General features: G+C 72.4%; 15 protein-coding genes and 2 pseudogenes. 12 read left to right on the top strand and 5 right to left on the bottom strand.

The features are described from left to right. Positions 1–112 precede the first annotated feature (112 nt). Positions 113–943 (top strand): SDR family NAD(P)-dependent oxidoreductase, encoded by an 831-nt coding sequence (locus tag KLI87_RS28735; RefSeq protein WP_214619433.1) that lies wholly within the window; start codon positions 113–115, stop codon positions 941–943. On the opposite strand, the gene KLI87_RS28730 is transcribed toward KLI87_RS28735, so the two are convergent. Then, positions 940–1,956, bottom strand: a complete 1,017-nt coding sequence (locus KLI87_RS28730; RefSeq protein ID WP_214619432.1) for an SDR family NAD(P)-dependent oxidoreductase — start codon at positions 1,954–1,956, stop codon at positions 940–942. The two genes, KLI87_RS28735 and KLI87_RS28730, sit on opposite strands and share 4 nt — an antisense overlap. An 87-nt stretch (positions 1,957–2,043) precedes the next feature. Here KLI87_RS28730 and KLI87_RS28725 point away from each other — a divergent pair, with 87 nt between their 5' ends. Then, on the top strand, positions 2,044–2,421 hold the full coding sequence (locus KLI87_RS28725) for a MerR family transcriptional regulator (RefSeq protein WP_214619431.1): 378 nt from the start codon (positions 2,044–2,046) through the stop codon (positions 2,419–2,421). Positions 2,422–2,433: 12 nt separating this feature from the next. On the opposite strand, the pseudogene KLI87_RS28720 reads toward KLI87_RS28725, so the two are convergent. Next, positions 2,434–3,704, bottom strand: a pseudogene (locus KLI87_RS28720) (APC family permease). Positions 3,705–3,800: 96 nt separating this feature from the next. Then, positions 3,801–4,298 carry a CGNR zinc finger domain-containing protein gene (locus KLI87_RS28715; RefSeq protein ID WP_308166266.1) on the bottom strand — a complete coding sequence of 166 codons (498 nt, stop codon included), beginning with the start codon at positions 4,296–4,298 and terminating at the stop codon, positions 3,801–3,803. Between the two features lie 81 nt (positions 4,299–4,379). Between KLI87_RS28715 and KLI87_RS28710 the strand changes: the two genes are divergently transcribed. The 3 genes from KLI87_RS28710 to KLI87_RS28700 all read left to right on the top strand — a co-directional run bounded on the left by KLI87_RS28710 (position 4,380) and on the right by KLI87_RS28700 (position 6,861). Further along, the gene (locus KLI87_RS28710; RefSeq protein ID WP_214619429.1) at positions 4,380–5,279 is read left to right on the top strand and encodes an alpha/beta fold hydrolase; all 900 of its coding nucleotides are present in this window, start codon (positions 4,380–4,382) and stop codon (positions 5,277–5,279) included. Between the two features lie 122 nt (positions 5,280–5,401). Further along, positions 5,402–6,208: an aminoglycoside 3'-phosphotransferase gene (locus KLI87_RS28705; RefSeq protein ID WP_214619428.1), complete on the top strand. Its 807-nt coding sequence runs from the start codon at positions 5,402–5,404 to the stop codon at positions 6,206–6,208. A 59-nt stretch (positions 6,209–6,267) separates the two neighbouring features. After that, complete coding sequence (locus tag KLI87_RS28700; RefSeq protein WP_214619427.1) at positions 6,268–6,861, top strand: AAA family ATPase; 594 nt, start codon at positions 6,268–6,270, stop codon at positions 6,859–6,861. 82 nt (positions 6,862–6,943) lie between these two features. Here the strand turns inward: KLI87_RS28700 and KLI87_RS28695 are convergent, their stop codons facing one another. Continuing rightward, complete coding sequence (locus tag KLI87_RS28695) at positions 6,944–7,414, bottom strand: carboxymuconolactone decarboxylase family protein (RefSeq protein WP_214619426.1); 471 nt, start codon at positions 7,412–7,414, stop codon at positions 6,944–6,946. A 162-nt stretch (positions 7,415–7,576) separates the two neighbouring features. On the opposite strand from KLI87_RS28695, the gene KLI87_RS28690 reads away from it, so the two are divergent. The 7 genes from KLI87_RS28690 to KLI87_RS28660 all read left to right on the top strand — a co-directional run bounded on the left by KLI87_RS28690 (position 7,577) and on the right by KLI87_RS28660 (position 15,124). Continuing rightward, on the top strand, positions 7,577–8,449 hold the full coding sequence (locus KLI87_RS28690; RefSeq protein WP_214619425.1) for a sigma-70 family RNA polymerase sigma factor: 873 nt from the start codon (positions 7,577–7,579) through the stop codon (positions 8,447–8,449). A 173-nt stretch (positions 8,450–8,622) separates the two neighbouring features. After that, positions 8,623–10,071, top strand: coding sequence for an MFS transporter (locus tag KLI87_RS28685; protein ID WP_214619424.1), 1,449 nt, complete (start codon positions 8,623–8,625; stop codon positions 10,069–10,071). 233 nt (positions 10,072–10,304) lie between these two features. Beyond that, the gene (locus KLI87_RS28680) at positions 10,305–10,907 is read left to right on the top strand and encodes a M15 family metallopeptidase (protein ID WP_308166265.1); all 603 of its coding nucleotides are present in this window, start codon (positions 10,305–10,307) and stop codon (positions 10,905–10,907) included. Beyond that, positions 10,904–12,034 (top strand): alanine racemase, encoded by a 1,131-nt coding sequence (gene alr, locus KLI87_RS28675; protein WP_214619423.1) that lies wholly within the window; start codon positions 10,904–10,906, stop codon positions 12,032–12,034. The genes KLI87_RS28680 and alr overlap by 4 nt, the downstream gene beginning before the upstream one ends. Positions 12,035–12,125: 91 nt before the next feature. Continuing rightward, positions 12,126–12,806, top strand: coding sequence for a response regulator transcription factor (locus KLI87_RS28670; RefSeq protein WP_214619422.1), 681 nt, complete (start codon positions 12,126–12,128; stop codon positions 12,804–12,806). Positions 12,807–12,815: 9 nt separating this feature from the next. After that, on the top strand, positions 12,816–13,961 hold the full coding sequence (locus tag KLI87_RS28665; protein WP_214619421.1) for a cell wall metabolism sensor histidine kinase WalK: 1,146 nt from the start codon (positions 12,816–12,818) through the stop codon (positions 13,959–13,961). Positions 13,962–14,017: 56 nt separating this feature from the next. Beyond that, on the top strand, positions 14,018–15,124 hold the full coding sequence (locus tag KLI87_RS28660; RefSeq protein WP_214619420.1) for an ABC transporter substrate-binding protein: 1,107 nt from the start codon (positions 14,018–14,020) through the stop codon (positions 15,122–15,124). 72 nt (positions 15,125–15,196) lie between these two features. Here the strand turns inward: KLI87_RS28660 and KLI87_RS28655 are convergent. Beyond that, positions 15,197–16,153: pseudogene (locus tag KLI87_RS28655) on the bottom strand (sigma-70 family RNA polymerase sigma factor); the annotation flags it as partial. Positions 16,154–16,180 lie beyond the last annotated feature (27 nt).

Raw genomic sequence — 16,180 nt, 5'->3', positions numbered from 1 at the left:
ATCCTACCCATCCGGCAGGCGAATCCACGCCGAAGAGACTCACTATGGTGGCGCATATCCCCCTAAGTGCTACATTGATGTGACAGTATTCAGGTGCGGGAGGGCGTTGCCGATGAAGAACTTCGTCATCACGGGCGGCACGGACGGCATGGGTCGCGCGCTGGGGCTCACCTACCTGGAGCGCGGCGACGCGGTCGCGGTAGTCGGCCGCGACGCCGGCAGGGGAGCCGCTTTCCTTGACGCGGCCCGGCGCCTCGGCGCCGCCGAGCGGGCCCGGTTCGTCCGCGCCGACCTGAGCGTGATGGCGGAAACCCGCGGGGCCGTTCAAGAGGTGAGAGCGCATTTCGCCAAGGTGGACGCGCTGGTGCTGTGCGCCCGCCATTTCCGCTCCACCCGCCTCGTCACCGCCGAGGGGTTCGAGAACACGTTCGCGCACTTCTATCTGAGCCGGTTCCTGATGAGCTATGAGATGACCGACCTGCTGGACGCCGCGGACCGGCCGGTCATTCTCAACGTCGCGGGACCGGGGCCGAACCCCGAAGCGGTTCGGTGGGACGACCTCGGCCGCGAACGGGACTACGACGGCCAGGGCGCGCTCATGCAGGGCGGCCTGCTGAACGACCTGCTCGGCACCGGATACGTCCGAATCCGCCCCTCGAAGAAGGTGCGGTACGTGCTGTACAACCCCGGCAGCGTCGCGACCGCCCTCTCCGGCGAATACCACCCGCGCGTCGCGGCCCAGATCGAGATCATGCGCAGGCACGCGCAGCCGGTCGACAAGGCCATCGTGCCGATGCTCGACCTGTTGGACGACCCGCCCGCCGAGCCGCTCAGCGCGGTGGTCATGGGCCGCCCGATCCCCCTGGACGGCCCGGGCTTCGATCCCGGGGCCGCCCGGCGGCTCCACGACCTGACCCGCGAACTCCTCGCCCCCACGCCCTAACCGGAGCGGTCGGCGGCGTGATACTGGCGGATGAGCCAGGTCTCATCATGGTTTTCAGCGACGACGGACAGCCGCACGGGCCGGTGCTCGCCGGTGGGAGAGGTGAAGGTCACCTCCGCGAACCCACTTACCAGACGTTCGCTCAGGCGGGTTTCGCCGAGCACTTCGACCTTCGCGGTCGTACCGGTGGGGACGTCGCTGTAATAGCCGACGATTTCGGCCGTGCCTTGGCGCAGGACCGGACTGACACCTTGGAAGAGCGCGTCGGGGCTGAACAGCGCGCCCAGATCGGCTGACCTGTGCTGGTCGAAGGCGCGCTGCCAATCGTCGAGTAGTCCCGTGAGGATCCCGGCCGGCGCGGCCCGTCCGGTGTGCAGAATTTCGTGCTCCCACCGGTGGCGCGGCTGGGTGTGCAGGCGCCAGTAGTGCTCCGCGATGTCGTCGGGATCGAAATCGGTGCCCGGGGCCACGGGGCCGGCGACGGTGACACTGGCGGCGTGCACCCCGGCGGCTCCGTACTGCTGGTGGAGGAGCCGCACCAGGGTCCGGACTCCGGCCTTGCCCAGCGACAGGCTCACATACTGCGGCTTCGGCTCGGGCATGCCTCCGGTGATGAGAATCGATCCGCTCCCGCGGCGCGCCATTTCCGGCGCCAGGTGACCGGCGGCGGTGAGCGCGCCCACGACGTTGATCGCCCATGCGTCCGCCTGCGCCCGCGCCGACAGTTCCCCGGGCGCGTCGGGCCGGACGAGCGCGGCGTTGTAGACCACGACGTCGGGCACGCCGAACTCGGCGACGGCCCGGTCGAGGGCGGCGCGTAGGGCGTCCTCGTCGGTGCCGTCGGCCGCCGACGTGAGGACCGGCACCCCGCTGGGCGCGACACCGTCGGCCGCGCCGCGCAACGTCTCCTCGCTTCGGGCTATGAGGGTGATCGGCAAGCCCTCCCGGGCGAACCTGCGAGCGACCGCCTGACCGATCCCCGGCCCGGCTCCGACGACAACCACTCCGGACATGACTCCTCCTCGAATATCCCCTGGTCGGGAATATCCGGCACGCTAAGGCGTCACATTCATGTGAAGGTCAACCCGGAGGGGGAGCGGATGCGGATCGGTGAACTCGCCAGCACGACGGGGGTGAACCGGCGGCTGCTGCGCTACTACGAGGACCAGGGGCTGCTGCACCCGACCCGGCTGGCCAACGGCTATCGGGAGTACGACGACGCCGACGTCGCCGCGGTGCGCCACATCCGCGCGCTGCTCACCGCCGGACTCCCCACCACGGCCATCGCCGGGCTCCTGCACTGCGTCCACGACGAGGACGGGCGGATGGTCCCGTCGCCGTGCCCGACCATGATCACGAAACTGCGGGACGAGCGGTCCCGCATCGCCGAGGCGATCACCCGCCTGCGCACCTCCCAGGAGGCGCTCGACTCGATACTCGACACCGCGTTGCGGCAGGGGCCGGTACCGCTCGCGTGAGCGGCGGGGGAGTCAGGCCCGCGCGGTGAGGAGGCGGCGTCCCGCGTAGACGGCGGCGCCCAGCGCGATCACCGCGGCTCCGGAGATGACCGAGGTCGCCGGTAGGGCGAAGGCCAGGACGAGGCATCCGGCTAGCCCGGCGGCGGGGACCAGGCGGTGGGGGCGGCCCTCCTCGGGGGCGAGGGTCCAGGCGGAGGCGTTGGCGACGGCGTAGTAGAGCAGGACCCCGAAGGAGGAGAAGCCGATCGCTCCACGCACGTCCGCCGTCGCCGCGGCCAGGGCCACCACGGCGCCGACGAGGAGTTCGGCGCGGTGCGGAACCTGGAACCTCGGGTGCACGGCGGCCAGGGCGTGGGGGAGATGCCGGTCGCGGGCCATGGCCAGGGTGGTGCGCGAGACGCCGAGGATCAGCGCGAGCAGGGAGCCGAGCGCCGCCACGGCCGCGCCGGTGCGGACGGCGGGGACCAGCCACCCGGCGCCCGAGGCCCGCGCGGCGTCGGACAGCGGCGCGGCCGCCTCGGCCAGCCCGCCCGACCCCAGCACCATCAGCACGGACCCGGCGACGGCGCCGTAGACGACCAGGGCGATGCCGAGCGCGAGCGGGATCGCGCGCGGATCGTGCGCGCGGGATCACGGACCTCCTCGCCCAGGGTGGCGATGCGCGCGTACCCGGCGAAGGCGAAGAACAGCAGGCCCGCCGCCTGGAGGACGCCGCCGGCCGTGGCGTCGGAGCCGACGTCCAGCCGCGCCGCGTCCGCCGTGCCGGCGGTGAGGGCCGCGACCACCACGGCGGCGAGCACCGCCAGGACCACGGCCACGATCGCCCGGGTCAGCAGCGCGGACTTCCGCATCCCGGCGTAGTTCACCGCCGTCAGCGCCACCACCGCCGCGACCGCGACAGCGTGCGCCTGCCCCGGCCACACGTACGAGCCGACGGTGAGCGCCATCGCCGCGCAGGAGGCCGTCTTGCCGACGACGAAGCTCCAACCCGCCAGGTAGCCCCAGAACTCGCCGAGCCGCTCGCGACCGTACACGTACGTGCCGCCCGAGGCCGGGTAGCGGGCGGCCAGCCGCGCGGAGGAGGTGGCGTTGCAGTAGGCGACCGCGGCGGCCAGTGCCAGCCCGACCAGGAGCCCCGAGCCCGCGGCGCGGGCGGCCGGGGCGAGCGCGGCGAAGATCCCCGCGCCGATCATCGAGCCCAGGCCGATCACGACGGCGTCGGGCACGCCGAGCGTCCGCCGCAGTTCCCGCGGGATGTCGCCCGCGGTGGACGGCCTGCTCATGGGCACACTCCAGGCGGCATCAGGCCGGACGCGCTACCGACAACCGACAGCGAACCACATGCCGCCCTCGGCGGCCACCGTCAGCGGCGGGTGGTGCTACCGGAGCCGCTGCTTGCGCGCATGGGTCCGCGCTTTCATCCGGTTGCCGCAGGTCGCCATCGAGCACCACCGCGCGGTCCCGGGACGGCTGTGGTCGATGAGGAACAGGTTGCACTCCTGGTTGGCGCAGGCCCGCAGCCGCCCCGGCAGCTCCGTGCCGACGCGCGACCACGCGAGGACGACGCGAACGGCCAACTCGTCCTCGGGCGCCGCGTCCAACCGCCACGACACGCCCTCGGCCGAGACGGCGGGACGCAGCCGCGCCTGATCGAGCACCGAGGCAAGGTCGCCGACCTCTGATGACGTCCGCCGGATGAGCCGTTGCAGGGTGTCACGCACCAGCCGCAGGCGGTCGCGTTCCCCGCTCGTGCCGCGTCCTCCCAGAGCCCGTGCCCAGTCCGCGGCCCCCTCTCCGGCCAGGACGTCCGTGGAGCGCCCGTCGACCACCGGGGTGCTGTTCAGCACGGCGAGCAGCAGTTCCTCGTCCTCGACCACGGCTCCCTCTCCTTGACACGCCGTCGGGCCCTGTGCATGATGAGCATAACCTAACCAGTTAAATCCACTTAAGGGGTTACCGTGGTCGCTGTTCATCACCGCACCGTGGACGTCGACGGCCTGACCGTCTTCTACCGGGAGGCGGGCCCCTCGGACGCCCCCGTCCTCCTGCTGCTGCACGGCTACCCGACGAGCTCGCACATGTTCCGCCACCTCATCCCGGCGCTGGCCGGGCCCTACCGGGTGATCGCGCCCGACCACATCGGCTTCGGCCGCTCGTCGGCGCCCAGCACGGAGGACTTCACCTACACCTTCGACAACCTCACCGAGGTGACCCGCGGCTTCCTGGACCGCCTCGGCGTGGAGCGCTACGCGATCTACGTCCAGGACTACGGCGCGCCCATCGGCTGGCGCCTCGCGCTGGCCTCCCCGGAGTCGGTCACCGCCGTCGTCTCGCAGAGCGGCAACGCCTACGAGGACGGGTTCGACCAGGAGTTCTGGAAGCCCATCTGGGCCTTCGGAGCCGAGCGCACCCCGGAGAACGAGGCGGGCGTGCGGGGCGCCCTGGACCGGGAGGCCATCGAGTGGCAGTACACCCACGGCGTCCCCGACCCCAGCCTGATCGACCCCGACGCCTGGGAGCACGATCTGGCGCTCCTCGCCCGTCCCGGGATCGACCGCGCCCAGGTCGCCCTGTTCGGTGACTACGCCGGCAACCGCCCCCTGTACCCGGCGGTGCATGAGTGGCTGCGGTCGAGCCGCGTCCCCGTCCTCGCGGTCTGGGGCCGCAACGACGAGATCTTCCTGGCCGCGGGCGCGGAGGCGTTCCGGCGGGACGCGCCGGACGCGGAGATCACCCTGCTCGACGGCGGCCACTTCCTCCTGGAGAGCCACCTCGACGAGGTCGCCACCGCCATCGTCAAGTTCCGCCCCCGCGTCCTCGAAGCACTGGAGGCCCCCCCGGGGCCGTCCCAGCGCTGACACCACGGGTAGGCACGGCCACCACCGCGGCCGCTCGCCGCGGTGGTGGCCGCCGTGTCCACCAAGGTCAAACGAAAAACCGTTTGTCACCTGCGCGGACTTCCTGTGATGATCTTGATTCTATGAGCCTTCCCGTCATCGCCGAGATACCGACCGGCCCCGTGGACGTACCCGAAGCCGTCGCGGCCCTCGCCGGAGGCGACACCGTCACCCCGGTGTGGCGCAACGAGCTCGGGGGGCTGACGTTCCGCCTCGCGGGCGACGCGGTCAGGTACGTCAAGTGGGTCGCCGCGGGCACGCCCGAGATCGATCTGGCCGGGGAGGCGGAGCGGCTGGCCTGGGCGAGCCGGTGGGTCCCCGTTCCGCGGGTCATCGAGCACGGTGCGGACGACGACGGCGCCTGGCTGGTCACGGCGGAGATCCCGGGCCGCTCCGCCGTGGACCCCCGGTGGAAGGCCGAGCCGGAGAGGGCGGCGGCCGGGATCGGGCGGGGGCTGCGCCTGCTGCACGACTCCCTGCCCGTCGATCGCTGCCCGTTCGACTGGAGCGTCGAGCGACGGCTCGTCCGCGCCGATGAGCGCATCGCCGACGGGGAGGGGCCGGGCGACTGGTCGCCCGAGTACCGGCACCTGGACCTCGCGAAGGCCCGGGCACGCATCGGTGAGCCGCCCGAGATCGACCGGCTCGTCGTCTGCCACGGGGACACCTGCGTCCCCAACACGCTGCTGCACGACGACGGCGGGTTCGCCGCGCACGTGGACCTCGGCTCGCTCGGGACGGCCGACCGGTGGGCCGATCTCGCGGTCGCGGCGTGGAGCACGGAGTGGGACTACGGTCCGGGGTACGACCGCGTCCTGTACGAGGCCTACGGGGTCGTCCCGGACCCTGAGCGCATCGACTACTACCGCCTGCTCTGGGACATGGCCTGAGCGCCCCGGGGCGGTCCGCGAGGTTCGGGGCCGCCGACCCGTGTGCGAGGGTGGGCGGCATGGCCGACCACGAGCGCGACCCGTCCGCACCGCCCAGGCGGTACGTGCTGACCGGGGCGCCGGGCGCGGGCAAGACCACGATCGCGCACCGGTTGCGGGCTCGCGGGTACACGGTGATCGACGAGGCGGCCACCGACGTCATCGCCCGCCTGCAGGCCGGCGGCGAGGCAGAGCCCTGGACGCGCCCCGGATTCGTCGAGGAGATCCTCCGGACGCAGGAACAGCGGCGGCGGGCGGCCGACGCGTCCGGCGCGGTGGTGCAGATCTACGACCGCTCACCGCTGTGCACGCTGGCCCTGGCCCGCTATCTGCGGCACCCCGTCCCCGCCGCGCTGACGGCGGCGATCGACCGCATCACGCGCGAGGACGTCTACCAGCAGGTCTTCCTGATCCGACCGATCGGCTTCGTCACCCCGACGGAGGCGCGCCGGATCACCTTCGAGGAGTCCCTCGCCTTCGCGCGCGTGCATGAGCAGGTCTACCGGGACCACGGCTACGAGCTGATCGACGTGCCGCCCTCGCCCATCGAGCAACGTGTGGCGGCGATCGAACACCACATCCGATCCGGGGTCCCTTCGGCGGCGGAGGGCTGAGCGCGAGCCCGCCTCGTGCCCCTGGGGCCTCGCCGTTCGCCGGACGCGGTCGCGCCCGGCGAACGGCGGAGAGATCAGGCGGTCAGCGCCACGTCTCCTCGTCGGCGACGCCCGGGACCGGCTTGCCGATCACGGCGACCGCGGACCAGAAGGCGACCTGGCCGATCCCGATCATCAGCGTGGCCAGCGCCTTCTCGTCGAAGTGCTCGGACGCCTCGGCGTACAGGGCGTCGGAGACCCGCTCACCGCCGACGGCGGGCAGGAACACGCCCTCCGCCAGCGCCAGCGCGGCACGCTCGGCGCCCGTGAAGTAGGGCGCGTTCCGCCAGGACACCACGGCGGCGATCCGCTCCTCGGTCTCCCCGGCCTTACGGAGCGCCTCGGTGGACCGGATGATCAGATAGGTGCTGCCGACGATCTGGCCGATGCGCAGGCCCGCCAGGCCCATCGGCCCCTCTGGCAGCGAACCGCTGCCGGTGGCCTTGGCCAGCGCGCCCGCCACCGGGATGAGTTCGGGCACCAGGACGGTGGGGTTGGACATCCGCGATCCCATGGTTCCTCCATGATGTTCAAGACCGGCTCTCTGACCGGCGTCCTGTCGGTCGGACGGCGCTACGACGTCCGGACGCGGCGGAAGGTAACGCCGGTGCCGCGCGTTACCTCACCGTCGTGCGGTGCGTCCTGGTGGTGACACCGTCCTGGACCGGGGGAGACCATGACCGAAGAAGAACAGCTCGCCGCGAGGTTCGAGGACCAGCGTCCCTATCTCCACGCGATCGCCTTCCGCGTGCTCGGCTCGCACGCGGACGCGGACGACGCCGTCCAGGAGGCGTGGCTGCGGCTCGTGCGGAACGGCGGCGGCGACATCGAGGACCTGCGCGGATGGCTCACCACGGTGACGGGCCGGATCTGCCTGGACGTGCTGCGCAGGCGCGGGACGCGCGGCGAGCAGCCGCTGGAACTCGACATCGGCGCGCTCCAGCGCGAGCCGGTCGGGAGCGCGCGGCTCGACCCCGAGGAGGAGGCGGTGCTGGCCGAGTCGGTCGGCCTGGCGCTGTACGTCGTCATGGACGCGCTCACCCCGGCGGAGCGGGTGTCGTTCGTCCTGCACGACGTCTTCGAGGTTCCGTTCGACGCGATCGCCGCCGTCCTCGGACGCAGCACCGCCGCGTCGAAGATGCTGGCCAGCCGGGCCCGCGGAAGGTTGCGGTCGGGCACGCCCTCGCCCGACTCCCACGCCGCGGCGCGGGAGGTCGTCGAGGCGTTCTTCGCGGCGGCCGGCCGGGGCGACGTCGCCGGGCTGCTCAGCGTCCTCGCCCCCGACGTCGAGGTGCACGCCCAAGGGCTGGAGGGGGAGTTCGTCGTGCGGGGCGCGGAGAGGCTCGCGGCGCGGGCGACGACGTTCGCGCGCCCGGACGCGCGGGTGCATCCGGCGCTCGTCGGCGGGGTTCCCGGGGTCCTCATCACCGTCGAGGGGCGGCCGACGACGGTGATGGCCTTCACCGTCGCCGGCGGTGTGGTGACCGCGATCCGCACCGTCACCGACCCGGCCCGGCTGGAGCAGGTCGTCCCCTCCTGGGTCGCGTGACCGCTCGGCATCGCCGCACCTTTCGAGGTGCGGCGCGCCGAGGGCTGCGTTCTTCTGTCCCTGTCGGCGCCGATTCGCCGTGCTCCCGCCGACCCCGGCCAGGGACACGGTCACACCCCTCCGCCGCCGTTCGTCATGGCGGCGACCCATCAGAGAACCTAGTCAGGCGGAAAATGACACACACAACACAGCGGCGCGGGCTCGCGCTCGCCCTCCTCGCCGCCACCCAGTTCGTGCTCGTGCTCGACGCGTCGATCGTCGGCGTCGCCCTTCCCTCCATCGGCAAGGACCTGGAGTTCGCGCCCGAGGACCTCTCCTGGGTCGCCAACGCCTACACGCTGACGTTCGGCGGACTGCTGCTCCTCGGCGGACGCGTCGCCGACCTGGTCGGACGGCGCCTCATGTTCATGGTCGGCATGGGGCTGTTCTCCGCGACGTCCCTGGTCGGGGCGCTGTCGGTGAACGCCGGGATGCTGGTGGGGGCCCGCGCCGTGCAGGGCGTCGGCGCCGCGATCGTGGCCCCGGCGGCGCTGTCGCTGATCATGACGATCTTCACCGCGGGCCCGGAGCGCAACAAGGCCATGGGCGTCATCGGCGCGGTCGCCGGGGCGGGCGGCGCGGCCGGGTCGATCCTCGGCGGCGGCCTGACCGAGTGGCTCGGCTGGGAGTCCACCCTCTACGTGAACGTCCCGATCGGGATCCTGGCGATCGTGTTGTCGCCCTGGCTCCTGCCCGAGGCGAAGGACCCCGGCGCCCGCGGCTTCGACCTCGCGGGGGCGGTGACGGCCACCGGCGGGCTCGCGTCGCTGGTCTACACGCTCGTCGACGCCAACAACGCGGGCTGGCGGTCCGCGCAGACGTTCGGCCTGGGAGCGGTGTCGCTGCTACTGATCGCGCTGTTCTTCGTCATCGAGTCCCGGGCCGCGCAGCCGCTCATGCCGCTGCGGATCTTCCGCCTGGGGATGCTGCGCGGCGCCAACATCATCGCCCTGCTGAGCACGATGGCGATGTTCCCGATGTTCTTCTACATGACCTTCTACATGCAGCAGGTGCTCGGCTACGGGCCGGTCAAGGCCGGGATGGCCGCGCTGCCGCTCGCGCTGACGATCGCGGTGACGGCGGGGGCGGCGTCCGCGCTGATCACCCGGATCGGCGTCCGGGCGCCGATGGCGGCCGGGCTGGTCGTGACCGGCGCCGGGCTGGCCTGGTTCTCCCGCATGTCGGTCGACGGGAGCTTCCTGGTGGACGTCCTCGGCCCGTCCATCGTGATCGGGGTCGGCAGCGGGCTGGCGTTCGTCACCACCACCGTCGGGGCGACGTCGGTCGCGCGCCAGGAGGAGGCCGGACTCGCCTCCGGCCTGTTCAACACCGCCCAGCAGTTCGGCGGCTCGCTCGGCCTGGCGGTGGTGGTCGCGATCGCCACCGCCCGCACGACCGACGTCCTGGAGGGCGGCGAGCGCGTCGCCGCCGTCGCCCTCACCGAGGGCTACCGGATCGGCATGCTGACCGCGGCGGGGATCGCGGTGGCGGCGGGCCTGCTGGCGCTCGCGCTGATCCCGGGCCGTTCGGCGGCGGGCCAGGGCCAGGAGGTGACGGCCACCGCCGATCCCGCGACGATCTGACTTGTGATGGGTTCGCCGCCCGTGGTGGGCTGTGCGTGGTGGGCTGTCCGTGGCGTTCGCCACGGACAGCCATTCTTTGCGGCGGCGGAAATTGGTCGCCCCCTCCACTTCGCGGGTCCCGTATATCGCGAGCGTATTGAAAAGCGAATACGCCATGGCAACAGGCATTCCTCTTCAGTGGAGGTATGCACAACGCACCACTGCCATCGCCGTCCCACCGAAGACGCTGGATCGTGTTGGTCGCTCTGGCGACGATCCTCAGTGCGGCGATCGCCGTGTTCGCCGTGGTGCGGTCGCTCGGGTCCTCCGAGTCCTCCGACCCGTCGGGCACGGCGGGTGTGTCGGTGGAGATCAGCCAGTCGACCAGGCGGCTGACCCCGGACGAGGCCAACGGCGTCATTCCCGAGAACGCGCCGTTCTCGGTGTTCGACCGGAGGCCGGCGGTGAGCAGACTCGACCCGGACCTCCGCGCCGCCCTGCGCCGGGCCGCGCAGGCCGCGCAGGCCGCCGGCGTCCGTATCCGCGTGAACAGCGGCTGGCGGTCGCCCGCCTACCAGCGGCGCCTGCTGCGGAACGCCGTCACGAAATACGGTTCGGAAAGGGAGGCGGCGCGGTGGGTGGCCACCGCGGAGACCTCCGCCCACGTGTCGGGCGACGCGGTCGACCTCGGCCCTTACGCGGCCACGAATTGGCTTTCCGAACACGGCGCCGCATACGGGCTGTGCCAGATCTACCGCAATGAACCATGGCATTACGAACTGCGCCCCGGCGCCGCCGGCGGCGGTTGCCCGTCGATGTTCCCGGACCCGACCTTCGACCCGAGGATGCGGCGGTGAGCCGGAACCCGGTCGCGCTGGAGCGCCGGACGGGCGCCTTCCGGCCGCCGACCTTCCAGACGCTCCCCGCCGCGGTGGCGGCGAACGTGGCCGAGATCCGCGCGCGGACCCGGAGCACGGTCATCGCCCTGGTGAAGGCGGACGGCTACGGCCACGGCGCCGCCACGGTCGCCCGCGCCGCCGTCGCCGCCGGCGCGGAGTGGCTCGGGACGACGAGCATCGCGGCGGCCTCCGAGCTGCGCGCCGCGGGTCTCACGGTGCCGATCCTCACCTGGCTGCACTCCTCCGGAATCGACGCCGGGGCGGCGGTGGCCGACGGGATCGACGTCGCGGTCGGGTCGGTGGACGAACTCGACGCGCTCGTCTCGCAGGCCGCGTCAACGGTGCGGGTCCACCTCCATATGGACACCGGAATGGCCCGGGGCGGCTGCCCCCGCGCCCGGTGGAAGGAGCTGGTCGGTCTCGCTCGGCGCGGTCAGCAGGCGCGCAGGATCCGTGTCGCGGGTGTCATGGGGCATCTACCGCTGGCCGATCATGCCGATCCCCTCGCGAACGCCCCGGCGGTCTCGGAGATGGAGGAGGCGCGGCGGGCCGTCCGGGAGGCGGGGCTCGGGTCGCCGCCCGCCCATCTCGCGGCCACCTCGGGGACGCTGACCGATCCGGCGACCCACTTCGACATGGTCCGCGTGGGCGCGGGGCTGGTCGGGATCGATCCGTCGGGGACGGTGAAGCTGCACGGCGCGTCCCGCCTGACCGCGCTGATCGCGCACACGGCGGCGGTGGAGGCCGGTACTCCGGTCGGCTACGGCGGCGCGTACGTCACGGAGCGTGCCACCCACCTGAGCATCCTGCCGGTCGGCTACGCCGACGGAATCCCGCGGGGGTGCTCGCCCGAGGCCGGCGTCGAGATCGGCGGCAGCCGTTTCCCGGTCGTCGGACGGGTCTCGATGGACCAGATCGTGATCGACACCGGTGCCGCGCCGTTCCCGGTCGGCACGTCCGCGACCGTGTTCGGGCCGGACGGCGGCGCGACGCCGACCGTCCAGGACTGGGCGCGCTGGGCCGGGACCATTCCCCACACGATCGTCACCGGCATCGGACCGCGCGTGAGAAGGAGTGTCGCGTAACACCGCGTGAGCCCGCCGTCGTCCCCCCGCACAAACGACCACCGTACGTCACCATATGTCAGCGATATGCCGTGACGCATAAGCTTCAGGGATGCGCGTGTTGATTGTGGAGGATGAGCCCTACCTGGCCGAAGCCGTCCGGGACGGCCTCCGGCTGGAAGCGATCGCCGCCGACATCGCGGGCGACGGGGACTCCGCGCTGGAACTACTCAGCGTCAATTCCTACGACCTCGCGGTCCTGGACCGGGACATCCCCGGCCCCTCCGGCGACGAGGTCGCGCGGCGGATCGTCGCCTCGGGCAGCGGCATCCCGATCCTCATGCTGACCGCCGCCGACCGGATCGACGACAAGGCGTCCGGTTTCGAGCTCGGCGCCGACGACTACCTGACGAAGCCGTTCGAGCTCCGGGAACTGGTTCTGCGGCTGCGGGCGCTGGACCGGCGCCGCGCCTATGCCCGGCCCCCGGTCAGCGAGATCGCGGGCATCCGGCTGGACCCCTTCCGCCGGGAGGTGTTCCGCGACGGGCGCTACGTCGCGCTCACCCGCAAGCAGTTCGCCGTGCTCGAAGTCCTCGTCACCGCCGGGGGCGGCGTCGTGAGCGCCGAGGAGCTGCTGGAGCGGGCCTGGGACGGGAACGCCGACCCCTTCACCAACGCGGTCCGGATCACCGTCTCCGCGCTGCGCAAGCGCCTCGGTGAACCGTGGATCATCGCCACGGTGCCCGGCGTCGGCTACCGGATCGACACCGAGCCGGGAGGTACCGATGAATAGCCGCCGCTCATGAACAGGCGCCCGGGGCTGAGCGCCCGGCTGAAACTCACGGTCAGCTACGTCGGGTTCCTGCTGCTCGCCGGTGCGCTCCTGCTGGCCGTGGTGTGGGCGTTCCTGCTGCGCTACGTCCCCGACACCACGCAGTACGGGCCCGGCGGGTTCAGCCCGAGCCGCACCGACCTCACGCGCGCCTTCACCCCCGCCGCCGTCACGGCGATGATCTTCCTGCTGGTCTTCGGCTCCCTGGGCGGATGGGTCCTCGCCGGCCGGATGCTCTCGCCGCTCACGCAGATCGCGGAGGCGGCGCGGTCGGCCGCCAACGGATCACTGTCCCACCGCATCCGCATGCGCGGCCCCCGGGACGAGTTCCGCGAACTCGCGGACGTGTTCGACACCATGCTCCACCGGCTCGAATCCCACGTCGCCCAGCAACGGCGCTTCGCCGCGAACGCCTCCCACGAACTGCGCACGCCGCTGGCGATCTCGCGGACGCTCCTGGACGTCGCCCGCAACGACCCCGCGCGGGACAAGGGCGAGCTCATCGAGCGCCTCCACACCGTCAACACGCGCGCGATCGACCTCACCGAAGCCCTTCTGCTGCTCAGCCGGGGCGACAGCGGGAGCTTCACCCGTGAGCCGGTCGATCTGTCCCTCATCGCCGAGGAAGCCGCCGAGACGCTGCTCCCCCTCGCCGAGCAGCGCCAGATCACGCTCGACGTCACCGGCGAGAGGACACCGGCCGTCGGCTCGGCCGAACTCCTCCTGCGCGTGGTGACCAACCTCGTCCAGAACGCCATCGTCCATAACCTGCCGATCGGCGGTACCGTGCGGGTCCACACCGAGTCGCTGTACGACGCGAGCGTGCTGTGGGTCGAGAACACCGGCGCTCCGCTCCCGCCGGAACTGGTGCCGACGCTCACCGAGCCTTTCCAGCGCGGAACGGAACGCGCCCGGAGCGACGAACACGCGGGCGTCGGGCTGGGGCTGGCCATCGTCCAGAGCGTCGTCGGGGCACACGACGGGACGCTCACCCTCACGCCCCGCCCTGATGGCGGTCTCCTCGCGCTGATCCGGCTACCCGTGACGCCGCGCGCATCGGCCTCGACCAAGGCGACGAGATGGCTGACCGGAGACTCGGTGCCCTCGCCGGACTGAGCCTTCCCCCGATGTGATTGGATCAGCGGCCAGCCGTCACGAGGGGGGACCAGCGCATGAACACGCCGTCGTTTCGAGCGGGACAGGCCGACGGGACCTCCATCCGGATCGGCGCTCTCGTCCCGCTGACGCGACCCGGTTGGATCGAGGCGGGCCGGCATCTTCTCGCCGGGCTCGAACTGGCCGTCCGCGAGGTCAATGACGCCGGCGGCGTCGCCGGGCGGCCGATCGACCTGGTGGTCCGCGACACCGCCGCCGACCCGCGGAGGGCCGCGGCGGCCGTCGAGGAACTCGCTCGGCTCGGTGCGGTCGCGTTGGCGGGGGAGTACCACAGCGTCGTCGCCCGAACGGCCGCCACCAAGGCCGACGCCCTTTCCCTGCCCTACCTTTGCTCGTCAGCGGTTCTCGACGAGCTCACGGAGCAGCCGACGGAATGGGTCGCGCGCATCGCTCCGGCGCAGTCGCGGGGCTGGCGTATCTACGCGGACTTCCTGCTCGGCGCGGGACACAGCCGGATCGCCGTGGCGGCCGAGTCGAGCGCCTATTGGACGGCCGGAACCCGCATCCTGCGCGACCACCTCGCTCCCCGCGACGGCACCGTCATCGAATTCGACATGCGCACGCTCACCCCCACGGCGCTGTGCGACGAACTCGCCGACAGCCGCGCGACGGCCCTCCTCCTCCTGGTCGGCAACCCTGATCCGGCGGTGCCGATCGTGAAGGCCGTCCGCCGCGACCGCCGTCTCGCCGAGGTCCTGATCGGCGCCCCGGCGGGGCAGCCGGAACTCCCCGCATGGGCGGAACTACTGGGCGCGGACGGCGCCGGGATCCCGTTCTTGCGCTATTTGCCCGAGCACCTCGGCCCCCTCGGCGCGCGGATCGGGACGGCCCTCCGGGAACGGCTCGCCGAAACCCCGTCCTTCGTCGCCTTCGAGGGTTACGACACGATCACCGTCCTCGCCGCGATGATGAGCGAGTACGGCGCCGACCGGCGGAGCCTTGCCGGGGCCTGGCCGCGCATCGCGGTCGAGGGCACACGTGGGCGAATCCGGTTCTCCCGCACGCCGGGGATCAGCGTTCGGCAATGGACGTGGGCGCCGATCCACGTCGCCGACCGGGACCCGGCGGATCCCGATCGCTTCCGGTTCCTTCACGCGGGGTGATCCGACCATCCCGGCTGAGCGCCCGGAGAGAACAAGCCGTGGCCTGACGGCCGGAGGCGGTTCCCAGGTGGGCGGGAGGCCGAGCCTGGCGAATAGATCGGGGCCGCCGGAGAACACGGTGACGCGGGCGATGCCCCGGGGGGTCGCGGTGAGGACGCCGAGGCCGAACGCGCGGCGGGTTCCGCCGGCGTCGCGGAGGTAGGCGGCAGCGGCGGGCTGTCCGTTGGCGAAGGTGGGGGTCATCCGCCAGTCGCCGGGTGGTCCGCTCACCCGGGCGAGGTAGCGCAGGCAGGTCGCGACGCCGGAGAACCAGGTGCGGGTGCCGACCATCTCGATGGCGGCGTCGGTGCGCAGGGCTCGTTCCAGGGCCCCGGTGTCGGCGTTCTGGAATCCGACGATGTACTGCTCCAGCAGTGCGCGGGCGTGTGGAGCGGTGGGCTCGATGAGCCGCTCGCGGTCGGGGGCGGCCTCGTCGAGCCGGGCGCGGGCCCGTTGCAGCGCGCTCTTGACCGCTGGGACCGTGGTGTCGAGCATGGCCGCGACCTCTGCGGCGGAGAAGCCGAGCACCTCGCGCAGGAGGAGCACCGCGCGCTGCCGAGGGGGCAGGTACTGGAGCCCGGCGATGAGCGCGAGCCGCAGGTGCTCACGCGCGTCGGCGATCGCCGCGGGATCCTCCTCGCGCGGGGTGACCAGCGCGTCCGGGATCGGCTGCAGCCAGGCCACGTCCGGGTCGGCCCCGTGCTCAGGCGGGACGCCGGGGTCGTCGGCCGGAGCCCCGAGTCCGGACGGCAACGCCCGCCTGCCTCGGTCGCGCAGCGCGGTCAGGCAGGCGTTGGTCGCGATGCGGTACAGCCAGACCCGCACCGACGACCGCCCCTCGAAGGTGCCGTAGGAGCGCCAGGCCCGCAGGTAGGTCTCCTGGACGAGGTCTTCGGCTTCGTCGAGCGATCCGAGCATCCGGTAGCAGTGCGCCAGCAGCTCGCGCCGGAACGGCTCGGCACTGCGGGCGAACTCGTGCTCCTCAGGCACCCGTCCCTCCTCTTCCCTTCCCGGCGG

The sequence above is a fragment of the Actinomadura sp. NEAU-AAG7 genome (assembly GCF_018603865.1).
Lineage (GTDB): Bacteria > Actinomycetota > Actinomycetes > Streptosporangiales > Streptosporangiaceae > Spirillospora > Spirillospora litoris.
This window is presented reverse-complemented; position numbering and strand designations above follow the sequence as displayed.

Bases quoted from the DNA above. Each gene is read 5' to 3' on its own strand.
- KLI87_RS28735 (WP_214619433.1), top strand. From the start codon at position 113: ATGAAGAACTTCGTCATCACGGGCGGCACGGACGGCATGGGTCGCGCG.
- KLI87_RS28730 (WP_214619432.1), bottom strand. From the start codon at position 1,956: ATGTCCGGAGTGGTTGTCGTCGGAGCCGGGCCGGGGATCGGTCAGGCG.
- KLI87_RS28725 (WP_214619431.1), top strand. From the start codon at position 2,044: ATGCGGATCGGTGAACTCGCCAGCACGACGGGGGTGAACCGGCGGCTG.
- KLI87_RS28705 (WP_214619428.1), top strand. From the start codon at position 5,402: ATGAGCCTTCCCGTCATCGCCGAGATACCGACCGGCCCCGTGGACGTA.
- KLI87_RS28700 (WP_214619427.1), top strand. From the start codon at position 6,268: ATGGCCGACCACGAGCGCGACCCGTCCGCACCGCCCAGGCGGTACGTG.
- KLI87_RS28695 (WP_214619426.1), bottom strand. From the start codon at position 7,414: ATGGGATCGCGGATGTCCAACCCCACCGTCCTGGTGCCCGAACTCATC.
- KLI87_RS28690 (WP_214619425.1), top strand. From the start codon at position 7,577: ATGACCGAAGAAGAACAGCTCGCCGCGAGGTTCGAGGACCAGCGTCCC.
- KLI87_RS28685 (WP_214619424.1), top strand. From the start codon at position 8,623: ATGACACACACAACACAGCGGCGCGGGCTCGCGCTCGCCCTCCTCGCC.
- KLI87_RS28670 (WP_214619422.1), top strand. From the start codon at position 12,126: ATGCGCGTGTTGATTGTGGAGGATGAGCCCTACCTGGCCGAAGCCGTC.
- KLI87_RS28665 (WP_214619421.1), top strand. From the start codon at position 12,816: ATGAACAGGCGCCCGGGGCTGAGCGCCCGGCTGAAACTCACGGTCAGC.
- KLI87_RS28660 (WP_214619420.1), top strand. From the start codon at position 14,018: ATGAACACGCCGTCGTTTCGAGCGGGACAGGCCGACGGGACCTCCATC.